The organism is Nostoc sp. NMS8 (genome assembly GCF_017115045.1).
GTDB lineage: Bacteria > Cyanobacteriota > Cyanobacteriia > Cyanobacteriales > Nostocaceae > Nostoc.
The window spans coordinates 1-14,141 of the sequence record NZ_JABXKK010000048.1; the positions used below are offsets into that span (position 1 = coordinate 1).

A 14,141-nucleotide genomic window follows, 5' to 3' on the forward strand; every position below is an offset into this window, starting at 1 on the left:
GCATCATCCTTCCCTAGCACTGCTGTCTATTCTCTCTTATTTCCCGACAACTCTATTGTTGCCATCCCTTGCGGTTCATGCACATACTTACCCGCCTGTCAAGGTTGATAAATCTCATTATACAAACATAAGCTGCCAGGATTTTTGGCAACAAACTGCATCATCTGTTGATGCGATTTACCTTTAAAGAATTGTTTGAGGCTACTTTCTGATTGACAATAAGCTAATCGGCATTTAAATTGCAACATAGGCACTATTGTCTTTGTTTTTTATATTTCGATGCCACTTAATGACTAGCTCATCTAACACCTCTCAGCAAACCCCACTAGAACACAAGCGAGCGGTTAGCGCTTAAATGTCAATTTTCCCCTTTGCTAATAAAGGCTAGTAATGCTAGATTTTCGTTAGTGGCAATATTTCAGGATAATTTATGAACAAAGGTGAATTAGTGGATACTGTAGCAGCCAAGGCCAACATCACAAAAAAGCAAGCCGATGAAGTGATTAGTGCTTTTCTGTCAGTCGTTACTGAGGCTGTAGCCAATGGGGATAAGGTAACGCTGGTAGGGTTTGGGTCATTCGAGCGACGCGAACGTGCCGAGCGTGAAGGGCGTAATCCCAAAACCCAGGAGACAATGACAATTCCAGCTACCAGAGTGCCTGCATTTTCCCCTGGAAAACAGTTTCGGGAGAAAGTAGCACCTTAACCAATACATATGTATTTACTTTACTAGTATTAATCCAATCAGTGTTGATTGATTGCATTGTCTACATCAGCTAATGTTTCATACTGTTTACAAGGCAACCATTTTAAGGCTCGCAGGACTTTCTCATCAACACCTTTTTCCTCAGCATACTTAACCAAGTCTTTTTTACTGAGTGGATAGTTAACTGCAATCAAGTTTTTCTCTAATTGTACTGGACTGATTTTAGTAATGAATATTTCATCAATTAAGTTGGCTACATCAGCCAGGGTTTCATATTGTTTTGAAGGCAATTTCTTCAAGATTCGCAGGATTTTCTCGTCAATACCTTTTTCTTCAGCATACTTAACCAAGTTTTTCTTGCTAAGGGGATAGTTAACTTGGTTCAAATTTTTTTGTAGCTGTACTGGATTCAGTTTAGCCATAATAAATCTCTTTATGGTCTTGACGCTGTGGATTCAGTGAAGAAAGTGAAAAAAATCAGTAAAAGTCAACTTGCACAATTATGCAGAGTAGTAGGTTAAGCAAAATGTAGCCCATACACACCTTATTCTGTATTTTAGATATTTGCAAGCAGTTATATTAATCTTTCTTCGATTTTTCAGGTTTAGTATGCCATTAATTCCACTTCTATTCATAGAAGTGACTAATCTACATAACTAATGTAGTTATCCTTAAACAATCTTTAACCACTTTAGTTTTTCTTAATTTCATTTTTTCCAAGAAAAGCAACTTCTACATAGTACATTGTTAATTTAAAAGTAAATTAAGTTACTGTTAATTCCACCTTCCCCTTTGATTACCGAAAATCCTACTGAGGTGGACTATTGGAGTCATGAGTGGGGAGTTGGTGGTCAATCTTGGGTCAAGATTCGTTTTACAAGCTTTTTAGGCTGCTCCCCACTAAGACAGTTAGGTTAAATTGCAAATGAAATCATATCCCTGTCTAATTCCCCGATTTAGGTGTAAATCCAGGTTAAGACTGCGGATTTTGCCTAAGCCCTAACAAATTTCCTTCAATATCGTTGAAAGTGGATAATTGCACTCCATGACCAACATCTGTAATTGGCCCAACTGAGACTCCTTTTTCAGTCAGGCTTTGACGAGCAGTAACTATATCATTGACAACAAAGGTACTAACAGTATTACCTGGTTCAACTGAGTTACTTAAGTTTAATCCGATTGCAAAGCGTGGAATATCAGGGAAACTAAACTGTCTCCAGCTAGGTGTGTCATATTTTTCTTGAGAAACTAACCCAAGCTTGGACTTGTACCACTCGGCACTAGCTTCAAGATCAGTAACGTCTATTTTAATGACAAAACTATATTCACCGAAAGTGTTTTTCAATGTCATATTCTACTGCGCTAATCCAGAACTTTTGTAATATGGCTATTATAAGCTTTTTAGCAAAATATACTGCAAACTTACCAATTAATAGTAGTTTAGATTGTAGTTAATGGAAGGCATAGTGTACAAAGGTTCAGTCAGATATACTTTGGTTCTGTGTTGCGCGTTGCAGTTTTGGGTCAAAGGAGAAGAAGATTATGAAAAGACGCTAGCAAAGTATATTGCGTTATGCGATCGCGGCGGTTCTGCATCCTTTCGAGAATTAGTGCGCTCGGCAAATCTCATTTGTCCATTTGAACCTGGCGCACTTACTCAAGTTGTTGAAAAAGTGCGTTCCTTTTTGAAAGTAGGCTAATTGAAAAATAAGAATATTGAGTTTTAGCACTTATGATATCTTCTCAAGAATCTGATTACTCATCTGAATTTGGTTTTTTCCTATATTACGTTTGAGTAAAAAAATACCCGCATCATGTGCTTGCTGACCACCATCACTAAAGCAAGCATCCTCGATAATGACTGGCTCAATACCACGCTCAAAAGAGTCAATTGCTGTCTTTAGAATACAGCTATCAGTTTCAACTCCACAAAGATATATTTTACTGATTTGATTAAGAGTAATAAAAGTTGAAAATTTCTCCGTAAATACAGAGTAATAAGGTTTATCAAAAATATTATTTATATATGGATGAAGTTCATCAATAATGCTCGTTTCTGGTTCATGTATCAAGCTTGACCAATGAATTAATTTGACATAATTACTATCAGCAGTATTGATAAATCTTGTGAATTCAACGAGTTTACCAGCCTCTAAAAAATGCTCAATTAGTTTAATGACAGTAGGAATAATATGTCTGCATTTCTCCGACATAAACCCGTTTTGCATATCTACTACAAGGAGTATTTCGCTCATTTGTGCCAGAATTTATTTAGATTAAGAGTTAAGACATTAAATAAAACAATATTATAAAAGACGACATCCGCGACTTTGAGCTTCTTCCCTGCCGACATGCTTGCTGGTGATGGGGTGCTGAGTAAGGAAATCTAGGGATGGAGGAAGAAGAGCGATCGCTCAGAACGCTCAGGGCGTAATCGAAAAAGATTAAGTCTGGGGCTTTTCACATTTATTTTACTAATTCAACGAACATTCAACGCACCAAAACTGAAGTGCCGCTGGGAAAAGTAGCCGGAGCTAAAACCGGAGTAGCTGGAAGTAACCTTGTAACGCTCAAATCGCCGGAGATAAGTCCGATGACTTAACTAAGTCTGAAAAATGGTTGCAAAAAATCAACATTCCAGAATCAAGGCGTAGTTTACCGCCGCAGGCATCGCTACTCCAAAAGTATGCGATCGCCTTTTGCTATTTCATAAGACTGCAATTAGGGCAACCACTCAATACCTTCTCTACAACCTCGTGCTGTGAATTTTTGCTAGAAAATAACTGAAATTCAGAAATATGAGGCTACGCCAAAACAAGAAAGAGAGCGTTGTGGTTTACCACAACGTTGTTTACGCAAAACAAAAGGCGATCGCAAAATCAGTAGATCGTCTGCTCACAAGTAAAAAATACTCATCCACGAGGTTCTTTCATTGTCAGAACCAGAGAAGCTTTACCTGTTTATTGGGCAGCAACGCAAAATAATCTCGCTGTTTCACAAATCCATAACTGTGCGATAATGTGCTTCAATCTGCGCGACGGTTTCAGACTTACGCTTTGTTTGCCATTGACTACGGTTAAATAATTCTTGCCGCAATTCATCAACATTAATTGTTGTCACTTGATGATTTGTAACAATTTGTTTACCATTCACCCAAATACTATCAACAACATTACTAGGTCGTCCTAAAACTAGCAATCCAATGGGATCTGTACGCGGTAGTAATGATAAATTGGTGAGGTCATAAAGTACTAAATCGGCTTGTTTGCCGACAGTTAAAGAACCGAGTTGATCTGCAAGATTAAATCCCTTTGCACCTCCCAAAGATGCCATTTCTACTGCCTGTCGGGGTGTAATCCAGTGTTGATAATCTGAGTCTGTAACGTTGTGCAAGATTGAACCAATTTTGATTGCTTCTAGTAAGTCTTGGGAGTCATTACTAGATGCCCCATCACAACCAAAAGTTACATTTACTCCAGCTTGGCGATATTTTAAAATCGGGGCAATGCCACTGCCTAAACGCAGGTTACTTAAGGGATTATGAACAACTGTAGATTGAGTTTCGGCGAGGATGGCGATATCAGCATCATTTAACCAGACGCAATGGGCTAGAGTTGTGCGATCGCTCAAAAATCCGATTTTTTTCAAATGTTCTACAGCAGTACAACCGTACTTTTCTTGGGCAAGTTTTTCCTGTGCCCTGGTTTCGAGTAAATGGGAGTGACGACAAAGATTGTAGCGATCGCTTAACTCGATACATCCTGCAAATAAAGCATCAGTACACAATTGTATCCCTGTTGGTGCAACTAAAATACTCACACCCTCATCTGGGCGATGAAACTGTCTCACCGCCTCTTCGATGATTTCTAAGGTTGCCGCAGTTGAGCGAAAATAAGGTTCATGACTTTGGGTTGATTCCCCGGATGGGATACCTGCGCTAAGGGATTCATCTTGAATTAAGGGGGCGATAAAGGCGCGAATTCCCACTTCTCTGTAAGCGCGAGCTGCAATGGCGATGGTTTCTAACTCAAGTCCGGGAATTAACACCAGGTGATCTACCACACTCGTCCCGCCAGAAAGTAAGGTTTCCACCGCAGTACCTAAAGCACTCAGATAAACCTGTTCGGGATCGAGGGGGGCAAAATCATACAGTTCCGCCAACCATAATTCTAAAGGGAACGTTGACATAATTCCTCGCTGCCACATCTCTGATGAGTGGGTGTGGGCGTTGAAAAAGCCAGGTAGCAGTAGCTTATTTTTGCCATCGATGGCAGTGCCAATAACTTGTAGATTGGGGGAAATGGCTGCAATTTTACCATCTACAACCTGTACATCTACCGTTGCATAATCATCACTGATAGCAATCAGAACATTCTGAATCGTGAAACTTAACATATTTAACCTTGATTAAGCAATTGTATTCTTGACTGAATTTCAAGTTAAAAATAGAAAATGGTGTAGGGTATTGCAATTTTATGAATCTGCCTTTTCGGACATTGGGAGTATCACCAAATGCGTGGACAGTGAATGATGCGATCGCAGATATCACTCGTCCTCAAAAGACCCCACAGCCTGTTATTTTATCAACAGAAACAAAAACCCTGCATCTAGACTTGGCAAAAGCTGCTATCCTCGTCATTGATATGCAAAACGACTTCTGTCACCCTGATGGCTGGTTAGCGCATATCGGCGTGGATGTAACTCCGGCGCGTCAGCCCATTGAACCTTTGAATAACTTACTTCCCGAACTGCGTGAGGTTGGTGTTCCAGTCATTTGGGTAAATTGGGGGAATCGTCCCGACTTGCTCAATATTAGTGCTAGTTCGCGTCACGTCTATAATCCCACAGGGGAGGGCGTGGGATTAGGCGATCCACTGCCGAGCAATGGTGCTAGAGTACTCATGGCAGGTAGTTGGGCGGCGGCGGTAGTAGACGAACTAGAACAGCTTCCCGAAGATATTTGTGTGGATAAATACCGCATGAGTGGGTTTTGGGATACGCCATTAGATAGTATCTTGCGGAATCTGGGAAGGACAACATTATTTTTTGCTGGTGTTAATGCCGATCAATGTGTGCTAACCACGTTATGTGATGCCAACTTCTTAGGATATGATTGCGTTTTAGTTAAAGACTGTACCGCTACTACTTCTCCTGAATATTGTTGGCAGGCGACACTGTATAACGTCAAACAATGCTTCGGTTTTGTTGCTGAATCGCAAGCAATTTTAACAGCGCTGCAAAAGAGTGAGGAGTGAATCAATTTTGGATTTGGGATTTTAGATTGATCTCATGTCTAAATACTGTTTTTTAGAGGCTGTTTGAAAAGTGTTTCGCTGTGACTTTAGGCACTTTAGATCCCCCCTAACCCACGCCAGTCGCTCCACTTGGGGAGACCCCATCGCGCAGCGTCTCGCAGAGAAGACTGCGCTGGCTCCCCTTAAAAAGGGGGGAACCGGAATCAAAGTCCCCCTAAAAAAGGGGGATTTAGGGGGATCTAAAATTTTTGATACCGACAAGAGAACTTTTCAAACATCCTCTTAGATCAAGGATTTTAGATTTTTTATTGCTACTGCGTTTTAATTCGCTTGCCATCAGAAATTTTTAAGTTTTGGATTCTGGATTGAATAATTTAAAATCCAAAATTTAAAATCTAAAATTCTGTGATTCAAAATTTGGATTTGAGGAATTTTCATACCCATTGATAACTTCAGAGGGGATAAATAAATGTACGCTACTCGTTGTGTAATTCCGGTGATCAAATCTCCCAAAGATTACCAAGTATATCGCATAAGTCCCAACGACTCTAATCGATTAGCAATCATCTTTGATTCGATAAATGCTAATACTTCCTTGACTTGCTGCATAGAAATTTTTGATGTTGGTGGACAAACACCACCAAATCGCCATCAGTGGGCAGTGGAAATGTTTTTTATTCTCAAAGGAGAAGCGATCGCTATGTGTGACGGCAAGAGTGCCACGATCAAAGCTGGAGATAGTTTATTAGTGCCTCCTACTGGAACTCATTTGATTAAAAACACTGGTTCTACTCGCTTGTACACTTTGACTGTTATGGTTCCCAATGAAGACTTTTCAGAATTGATTCGCAGTGGAATTCCGTCAGAGTTAGATGCAGAAGATATGGCAGTATTAGGGAGATTTAATGCTTTGATGCCCTGTTAAAGATATTTGAAACCTCACTTCTATTTCTCTGTCTTAGAGGATGTTTTAAAAGTCCTCTGGTCGGTAGCAAAACGTTTTAGATCCCCCTAAATCCCCCTTAATAAGGGGGACTTTGATTCCGGTTCCCCCCTTAAAAAGGGGGACTTTAATTCCGGTTCCCCCCTTTTTTAAGGGGGGTTAGGGGGGATCAACAAGTGCCTAAAATTACAGCCAACCACTTTTAAAACATCCTCTTACAAGGCTACGGTGTACACACAAGTTTTGCCGTAGCTATATCTTTATCAATAAATGAAATCTCACATTGCGCTTCTATCCCGCCTCCCCTGCCTCCCCATTGCACTATCGAGTCCTTAATAACTGCACAAAAGTATTACTCACCGTATTGTCTTTAGTGTCGGCGGCGTATTGAATCAATTCTTCCCGTAGTTCTTTGGCTGCATCTATCTCAAGTAAGGTTGCTAGCAAGAAATAAACACCACGAAAACGCGGATCGCCCATTCTATCAACTAATAATCCTTCGGCGGCATCAGTTTCGCCCAGAAAGTTTTGCACTAAGAAGAAATCCATGATTTTATCGTGGCGGAAGTACCATTCTTTCTGGGCTTCGCCTTTTTCATCTTGCCACTGACGGCTGACTACCATCTTGTATTTTTCGTCTGACAAAGACATGGCAACTTGATAAAATTCATCCCCAGGTAAGGCTTGTTTGTCTTCGAGTCGCATTTCGTAGACGGCGGCTGAGAATTTCTTTAAGGGAAATTCTTGATTCCATTCTTTGAGGTATTCTGCCGCCATTAAATTGTATTGCTGTTCTTGCAGGCGAAACAAGTTTGGGTGTTTACCTTGTGATAACATCAGCGCTACCACTGTTAGATCCATTGGATTGGAAAGAATGCGGCGGACAGCGTTTAACTCTTCTTTGGCTTGTGGCTGTTGAAAGACTTCTGTTAAATAGTTGGTGCAGGCTTTGGCGTAATCAGCACCTTGAACTTGGGCATCTTTGGGGAGTCGCAGCTGACGGGATATCAAAAACTCTTGAATTTGTTGTTGTTCAAGGGGCTGCAATTTATATATCTTGGCGGTTGAGGGCGGTGTCCACTCTAGGGGCTGGGTAGTCATGATAATGTTGCCCCGGAAATAGCTTTCGACAAATTGGCAGATTTTCGCGCGGGTTTCGGCGGTGACTTCGTTGAGTCCGTCGATGCAGATGTCAATTGCACCACTGTAAATCAGGTTTTTCAGGAAGCCGGCATCTTGGGCTTGGCCGTGTAGCTTGTCTTGGATGGCTTCAATTACGCCTTTATGACATTTCTGGGCGGGGAGATAGACAAGAATTTGCTGGGAGTTTTTGACGAGATGGCGCAAAAACATCGACTTGCCTAAACCAGAATCGCCTTCTAAGACTATTTGCCCTTTGATACTGGGTAAGGCTACGGTGACAGGGAGGATTTCTTCGGAGGTGGGAATTTTGACTCTGGACTCTGGGAAGTATGATTGGTCATTAAAGTTATCTAAGCCAGCATCGGCTAATAGAGAAGGCTGGAACGGCTCAAAGAGTTTGCGGCGCAGGAAGGGAACCCAGGCGAGGAGAAAGCCGACATAGCCGACACCGAAAATTCGGCGTACCCACGGGTTCCAGAAGAAGATGGCTTGGACTTGAGGAAATTTGGGGTAGGCAAAGATGAGGGCTAGCCACAAGGCAGCATGGATGAGGATTGTATTTCTGGCGCGGACAAACCATCGCCACACCTCCAGATTATCTATAACTGACTGCACCGCATTCGCATTGGTGGAATTGACTTGTTTGAGGTTGTTGTAATGGCTTTGCAGTAAGAGAAGATTATCTAATTTCCAAGTCACGTTTTTGTTGGCGGTAACTTCGGAAATTTGCTTGGCTAAGTCTTCTCTTAATTCTGTTAACCCTTGAGTAGGTTCCCAGGCTTTGAGAAAAACCTCTAGTGTTTTCTTGCCCTGTTCGTGGGTAAGTTTAGGAGGAACTGCTTTTCTCTCAGGTCTGCCTACCCATGTGAGTAGCGTTTTTACTTCATCATTGCCACCACTCAGGAAATAAGTCAAAAACCGCCAATATTCAAAGTCTCCGTTTTGTTTAAGCCTTTCCTGGTTTGGTTCATAGGCATAATTCAAAACTATAACAACCTCTTCTAACTTGAGTTGTTTTATATTTTCCAATGCCTCAGCCGCACTGCCACGAACTCTTGAGTCAACCTTTTCATCCTTGAGGAAGTTAAGGATGTCAGCGATATACGGCGTTGCTGCCTGTCCCAGGTTGGCCAATCCCGAAATCAAATCGCCACGAATATATGAGTCAACCTTTTCATCCTTGAGGATGTTGGCGATGTCAGGGATATACTTGGTAGCCGCCTCTCCCAGGTTACCCAATGCTGATGCCGCACCAGAACGAACATTTGAGTCAACCTTTTCATCCTTGAGGATGTTGGCGATCGATGTCAGGGATATACTTGGTAGCCGCCTCTCCCAGGTTGCCCAATGCTGATGCCGCACTGCCACGAACATCTGAAGGAACCTTTTCATCCTTGAGGATGTTGGCGGCTATCTGGGCAATTTTCTCCGGTTTTTTAAGCAGAATTTTTAAATCTTGCGGCTTATATTTAGCTAATTTGTCAAAAGCATATTGCTTTACTTTGAGGTAACTGTCGTCAAGGGCTGCTACTATGCCGTCAATCTGCCACTGTTGCGGTTTGGGTTTGGGGGTTTCTTTGGCGCTTACCCAAGGTAAACAGAGGAGGAAGGAGAAGATAAAGGCTAAAGCATAAAGAATAAAGGGAGAAGGCTTGCTGCTGTGGCGGGGTGTGGTGAGCATAATTTGGGGCAAGGCGGCAGATTACACGCGGTTATGGGTATAATATCAGCCTTGCAATTCCTAATTCCTGATTGAGAGCCTTTAATATTCGTGAGCGAGTATTAAATACTCATTCACGAATATTTGATATTCATCGACGAATGTTTGATATTCAGCGACGAATGTTTGATATTCATCGCCGAAGCTTTGAGGTTCATCGATGAGGCTTTAATATTCATCGGCGAATGTTTGATATTCATCGCCAAATCTTTGATATTCATCGGCGAAGCTTTGAGGTTCATCGATGATGCTTTGAGGTTTATTCACGAAGCTTTAAGGCTCATCGGCGATGCTTTGAGGTTCATTAACCAAAATATACATCTCGTTTTGCAAATCAAGATACTCTCGATATGATTCGGTTAAGGTGTATAGCCATTGTAGATCCCCCTAAATCCCCCTTAAGAAGGGGGACTTTTAAGAAGTTTTCTCCGTTTTTGGAGATCCCCCTAAATCCCCTTTAAGAATGGGGACTTTAAGAGCTTTTAGCCCCCCTTAAGAAGGGGGGTTGGGGGGATCAAAAGCCTGTGGCGCAACTCTAGAAGACTTGTGTGTACACCGTAGCTTTTTAAGGAGTGCTAGGGGGGATCAAGCGCTGTATCTGCTCACACACACTATCAAAGTGATTTAAAACTTGACTATTTGTAAACCTAATAATCTTTAAACCATAGCCTTCCAAAATGTTTGTTCTCTCTAGATCATAATCTTGACCTTCATCTGTAAAATGACTATCCCCATCAACTTCAATCACTGTTTTTAAAGTAGGGCAGTAAAAATCAACTATGAAATGATTAATCGGTCGTTGTCTTAAAACCCGATATTGAAAATTTCTCAAATATTCATACCACAGCTTTTTTTCTGCTGGGGTCATATTTTTACGAAGTTCTTTCGCTCTTTCTACAAGCTTTAGATTGTAAGGTAAATGGTGATTGCTGCTATTGAGTTTGTTTGTCATATTTTCTAGTGTTTATACCCCTTACCCAATACTGCGTAGGTTTTGGTGCATAGTTATGGAGATCCCCCCTAACCCCCCTTAAAAAAGGGGGGAACCGGAGTCAAAGCTCCCCCTCAAAAAGGGAGGAACTAGAATCTAAGTCCCCCTTTTTAAGGGGGACTTAGGGGGATCTCAAAGTATTTGCTAGATCACTAAAGGATTTTTTAAAAGCCTTTAAGAATCGACAGCAGCTTTGTTGGCAGGTTTATTTTTTATAGCTTTAAAACGATCGCCTAATTGTTCAGCTATAGTTTTTAACCCTGGAGTTTTCTTAGCTGCTGTCTTGACGTAATCATAAACTGTCAAGCTGCTACCCATTGCTTCGCTACCAACTGCCATTAGGGTATCATCTACTTGTTCTGTCAGTTGTCGCAGTCCAATCAACAGTTCGGTGAGGTTGGCGGCTAGTTGATAATCCCGGACAAACTCATCTAAATCGAAGCTGGCTGGTAAGATTTCTTTGTTAGACTGGGCAGCAATCAGGCTAGTGTTGACAAAAGCTAGTCTTTTATCGCCCATCTTAAATAACTTGCGTCGTTCTTCTGCACTGAGGGTTACGAGAAAAGGCATCTTTGCTTGGATAGTCGCAAAGGCTGCTTTAATTTCTTGGATATCTGCTGGGGAAAGGGAAGCGGTGATGTTTTGGTATGCCATTGGTTATTTACTGTGGTAAATCTGTTTGTTATGATTCCCACTGATAAATGCGATCGCACAGTATTTAAGGAATGGGGAGTAGGGAAAATAACCTCTCTGGTTTACACACAAGTCGAATTACCCCCCTTAATCCCCCCTTGTAAAGCGAGCGTGTACACACAAGTCGAATTACCCCCCTTAATCCCCCCTTATAAAGGGGGGAAACAAGAAAAATCCGGTTCCCTCCCCTTGCAAAGGGGAGGGTTAGGGAGGGGTAAAACTTACGCTTCAAGTCAGTTTACCGAATAATTTCTTTAACAACGCCAACAAAGCGTTCCATATCCGCGTGGGTAATGGCTCCCATTGTTGATACTCGAAAGATTGATTGAGCTAAATTTCCCTGTCCAGAATAAATTATATAATCTCGTGCTTTCAGTTGGTCGTGAAATTCTTCATAGCTGAAACCGTCTGGTAAGTAGTAGGCATTCAAGACAACGGATGAACTGCCAAGAGGAAGTAAGGGTTTAATTCCGATTGAGGCTAAACCATCTCTGACTAAGCTGGCAAGTTGGTTGTAATGGCTGTGTCTGACACGCCAACCTCCTGCTTCTACCATTTCTTGCAAAGCTTCTGTTAAAGCATAAAATGTCTGTACTGATTGCGTAAACGGTGTGCCGCCTCGGTCTTGCTGCTGGCAATAGGTTGCTAAATCTAAATACAAGGTGCGGGGAATTGTGTCTATTGGCGGTAGTGCATCCCGTTGCAGGATAACAAAGGATACTCCAGGGACACCATGCAGACATTTATTAGCTGTCGCAGCGCAAGCGGTGATTCCCCAATCTGCAAAATTTAGTTCCTCAGCACCAAAGCTGCTGACTGCATCTACTAATAGTTTGATGCGGCGTTCTTGGCAAATTGGCGCAAGTTCCACCAAATTATTTAAGCGGCCGGTAGTAGTTTCGTGATGGACGACAGCAAGGTGGGTGATGTCGGCGTTTTCATCCAGGAGTTTGACTAAAGCCTTGATATCTATTTCGGCATCCCAAGGATGGGAAAGTGTGATGTAATCAATGCCGTGGATTTTGGCGATTTTGGATAGTCGTTCGCCATATACACCGTTTTCAATTACCAGCAATTTCCCGTCTGTGGGTACTAAACTGCTGATCATCGCTTCCATCGCGGCGGTTCCAGAACCCGTGAGGAGAACTGCTGCCCAGCGCTCGCTTCCAAGACCATAAACTTGAAGTAATTGTTCGCGGATTCTGTTTTGAAGTTGGGAAAATTCCACCTCACGATGACACAAATCGGGACGCAACAGGGCATTTCTGACGCGATCGCTCAAATTAACGGGGCCGGGGTTTAGTAAAATCATTACCAAAGTTAGGAGTTAGGAGTTAGAACCGAATGGCACTAAGAAAAGGGAAAATCGGTGAGGCAGCAGGGGTGCAGAGGAGCAGAGGAGCAGGGGAGAAAGAAGAAGTTTTAGGTATTGCGTTCGGATATTTAGAAATTCCCCTCTGCCCCCCTGCCCCTCTGCAATCCTTACGCTGCATACTCTTCAGCTTAACTTAGTGCCATTCGAGTTAGAACCAATGTGTTTCATGAAGCGTTGCAAAACTGCTTCTGGGGTGAGGTTGGGGCGGGGTAGCTTTTCTAAAGTTCCGGGACGGATTTTTAAATGAGCGAATTTAGGTCTGGTGTTGGCATCTGAGGTAAATAAAGCATCTAAAAGGGCGGGATCGTCTCCAGCTAATGTAACGCCGTAACCGCAGGCTTCGGCAATTTTGGCAAAGGAAATACCCGCAGAGACGGTGGCTTGTGCGCCTGTGGAATCGTGGACTTCATTATCTAAAAGAATATGGGTCAAGTTAGCACCGCCGTAAGTGCCGATGGTAGCAAAATTACCCATTCGCATTAATGCTGCTCCATCGCCATCAATTACTACTACCTTGAGGTCTGGACGTGCTAAAGATAGTCCCAATGCCATTGAGGAAGCGCAACCCATTGAGCCAACCATATAAAGATGATTGGCGCTGTCTTTACTGGCAAATAGTTCGCGTCCTGTGTAACCAGTGGTGGCAATTACTACAGTATTTTTGGCATCAATCAGTTCTACAATCCTAGCTAATGCTTCGCTGCGAGAAATACGTTGTTCTTTGCGATCGCAAAAAAAGTTTTGCTGAATATGAGCGCTAGTACTATTTTCTCGCTCTGGGATAGAAGAACGAGTGAGTGCATGAGGGGCAATTGTTCCCTTACGCATAATTAGAGCATAAGGACGGCGTTCTTGCTGCATATAGGCTGTGGCTCTTTGCAGAACGGGTTCTATTTCTGCTGCATCTGTGGGAAAAAATTCCCAAGGTACAGACATTGTTTCCAGCAATTTATCTGTGATTTGCCCCATTAATTCATGTTGCGGTTCATCTTGTAATAGGCGATCGCCTCGCAGGGTACAAATCAGCAGCAGTGGAATCCGAAAGATATAAGTGAGGGAGGTTAGCGGGTTAACTGCATTCCCCAAACCAGAGTTTTGCATCATCACCACAGCAGGTTTACCAGCAATTGCGGCTCCAGCTGCGATCGCTACAGCATCTCCCTCATTGGCTGCACAGATGTATTTAAGTTGAACGTCATTGATGACGTAGTTAATAAAAGGCGTGAGAAAAGAACACGGTACGCCAGTGTACCACCCAAAGCCAAGATTACGCGCAGCTTCTACAAATTCTTCTGCCTGGATCATAATTAAGGGG

Annotated in this window: 14 protein-coding genes and 1 pseudogene; 5 read left to right on the plus strand and 10 right to left on the minus strand. The window is 42.4% G+C overall.

Annotated elements, in window-relative coordinates; translation table 11 throughout:
* The coding region (locus HWQ39_RS08120; RefSeq protein WP_292843374.1) for a hypothetical protein at positions 1–187 on the plus strand (187 nt) is incomplete at its 5' end.
* Positions 188–430: 243 nt separating this feature from the next.
* A complete protein-coding gene (locus HWQ39_RS08125; protein WP_292843376.1) occupies positions 431–706 on the plus strand; it encodes an HU family DNA-binding protein in 276 nt (91 codons plus the stop codon).
* A gap of 38 nt (positions 707–744) precedes the next feature.
* Here the strand turns inward: HWQ39_RS08125 and HWQ39_RS08130 are convergent, their stop codons facing one another.
* Together HWQ39_RS08130 and HWQ39_RS08135 are read right to left on the minus strand one after the other, a co-directional pair.
* Complete coding sequence (locus HWQ39_RS08130) at positions 745–1,128, minus strand: DUF2795 domain-containing protein (protein WP_292843378.1); 384 nt, start codon at positions 1,126–1,128, stop codon at positions 745–747.
* Between the two features lie 551 nt (positions 1,129–1,679).
* Entirely contained in the window at positions 1,680–2,057 is a 378-nt protein-coding gene (locus tag HWQ39_RS08135; RefSeq protein WP_292843380.1) for a VOC family protein, read from the minus strand.
* A 103-nt stretch (positions 2,058–2,160) separates the two neighbouring features.
* On the opposite strand from HWQ39_RS08135, the gene HWQ39_RS08140 reads away from it, so the two are divergent.
* A complete protein-coding gene (locus HWQ39_RS08140; RefSeq protein WP_292843382.1) occupies positions 2,161–2,406 on the plus strand; it encodes a hypothetical protein in 246 nt (81 codons plus the stop codon).
* 30 nt (positions 2,407–2,436) lie between these two features.
* Here the strand turns inward: HWQ39_RS08140 and HWQ39_RS08145 are convergent, their stop codons facing one another.
* Together HWQ39_RS08145 and HWQ39_RS08150 are read right to left on the minus strand one after the other, a co-directional pair.
* Positions 2,437–2,961: an isochorismatase family cysteine hydrolase gene (locus HWQ39_RS08145; RefSeq protein ID WP_292843384.1), complete on the minus strand. Its 525-nt coding sequence runs from the start codon at positions 2,959–2,961 to the stop codon at positions 2,437–2,439.
* 739 nt (positions 2,962–3,700) lie between these two features.
* A complete protein-coding gene (locus HWQ39_RS08150) occupies positions 3,701–5,101 on the minus strand; it encodes an amidohydrolase (RefSeq protein ID WP_292843386.1) in 1,401 nt (466 codons plus the stop codon).
* 80 nt (positions 5,102–5,181) lie between these two features.
* On the opposite strand from HWQ39_RS08150, the gene HWQ39_RS08155 reads away from it, so the two are divergent.
* Entirely contained in the window at positions 5,182–5,961 is a 780-nt protein-coding gene (locus tag HWQ39_RS08155; RefSeq protein WP_292843388.1) for an isochorismatase family cysteine hydrolase, read from the plus strand.
* Between the two features lie 469 nt (positions 5,962–6,430).
* Positions 6,431–6,886, plus strand: coding sequence for a cupin domain-containing protein (locus tag HWQ39_RS08160; protein WP_292843390.1), 456 nt, complete (start codon positions 6,431–6,433; stop codon positions 6,884–6,886).
* A gap of 339 nt (positions 6,887–7,225) precedes the next feature.
* Here HWQ39_RS08160 and HWQ39_RS08165 read toward each other — a convergent pair.
* The 6 genes and pseudogenes from HWQ39_RS08165 to aepY form a co-directional block, all read right to left on the minus strand.
* Positions 7,226–9,728, minus strand: a pseudogene (locus HWQ39_RS08165) (PBS lyase).
* Between the two features lie 113 nt (positions 9,729–9,841).
* Positions 9,842–10,009 (minus strand): hypothetical protein, encoded by a 168-nt coding sequence (locus HWQ39_RS08170; protein WP_292843392.1) that lies wholly within the window; start codon positions 10,007–10,009, stop codon positions 9,842–9,844.
* A gap of 323 nt (positions 10,010–10,332) precedes the next feature.
* The gene (locus HWQ39_RS08175; RefSeq protein ID WP_292843394.1) at positions 10,333–10,719 is read right to left on the minus strand and encodes an endonuclease domain-containing protein; all 387 of its coding nucleotides are present in this window, start codon (positions 10,717–10,719) and stop codon (positions 10,333–10,335) included.
* Positions 10,720–10,932: 213 nt separating this feature from the next.
* Complete coding sequence (locus HWQ39_RS08180) at positions 10,933–11,412, minus strand: hypothetical protein (RefSeq protein ID WP_292843396.1); 480 nt, start codon at positions 11,410–11,412, stop codon at positions 10,933–10,935.
* A 277-nt stretch (positions 11,413–11,689) separates the two neighbouring features.
* On the minus strand, positions 11,690–12,763 hold the full coding sequence (locus HWQ39_RS08185; protein ID WP_292843398.1) for a 2-aminoethylphosphonate aminotransferase: 1,074 nt from the start codon (positions 12,761–12,763) through the stop codon (positions 11,690–11,692).
* Between the two features lie 186 nt (positions 12,764–12,949).
* Positions 12,950–14,131 (minus strand): phosphonopyruvate decarboxylase, encoded by a 1,182-nt coding sequence (aepY, locus tag HWQ39_RS08190; RefSeq protein ID WP_292843400.1) that lies wholly within the window; start codon positions 14,129–14,131, stop codon positions 12,950–12,952.
* Positions 14,132–14,141: the final 10 nt, after the last annotated feature.

Bases quoted from the DNA above. Each gene is read 5' to 3' on its own strand.
- HWQ39_RS08145 (WP_292843384.1), bottom strand. From the start codon at position 2,961: ATGAGCGAAATACTCCTTGTAGTAGATATGCAAAACGGGTTTATGTCG.
- HWQ39_RS08170 (WP_292843392.1), bottom strand. From the start codon at position 10,009: ATGAACCTCAAAGCTTCGCCGATGAATATCAAAGATTTGGCGATGAAT.
- HWQ39_RS08185 (WP_292843398.1), bottom strand. From the start codon at position 12,763: ATGATTTTACTAAACCCCGGCCCCGTTAATTTGAGCGATCGCGTCAGA.
- HWQ39_RS08140 (WP_292843382.1), top strand. From the start codon at position 2,161: ATGGAAGGCATAGTGTACAAAGGTTCAGTCAGATATACTTTGGTTCTG.
- HWQ39_RS08160 (WP_292843390.1), top strand. From the start codon at position 6,431: ATGTACGCTACTCGTTGTGTAATTCCGGTGATCAAATCTCCCAAAGAT.
- HWQ39_RS08180 (WP_292843396.1), bottom strand. From the start codon at position 11,412: ATGGCATACCAAAACATCACCGCTTCCCTTTCCCCAGCAGATATCCAA.
- HWQ39_RS08125 (WP_292843376.1), top strand. From the start codon at position 431: ATGAACAAAGGTGAATTAGTGGATACTGTAGCAGCCAAGGCCAACATC.
- aepY (WP_292843400.1), bottom strand. From the start codon at position 14,131: ATGATCCAGGCAGAAGAATTTGTAGAAGCTGCGCGTAATCTTGGCTTT.
- HWQ39_RS08135 (WP_292843380.1), bottom strand. From the start codon at position 2,057: ATGACATTGAAAAACACTTTCGGTGAATATAGTTTTGTCATTAAAATA.
- HWQ39_RS08130 (WP_292843378.1), bottom strand. From the start codon at position 1,128: ATGGCTAAACTGAATCCAGTACAGCTACAAAAAAATTTGAACCAAGTT.
- HWQ39_RS08175 (WP_292843394.1), bottom strand. From the start codon at position 10,719: ATGACAAACAAACTCAATAGCAGCAATCACCATTTACCTTACAATCTA.
- HWQ39_RS08155 (WP_292843388.1), top strand. From the start codon at position 5,182: ATGAATCTGCCTTTTCGGACATTGGGAGTATCACCAAATGCGTGGACA.
- HWQ39_RS08150 (WP_292843386.1), bottom strand. From the start codon at position 5,101: ATGTTAAGTTTCACGATTCAGAATGTTCTGATTGCTATCAGTGATGAT.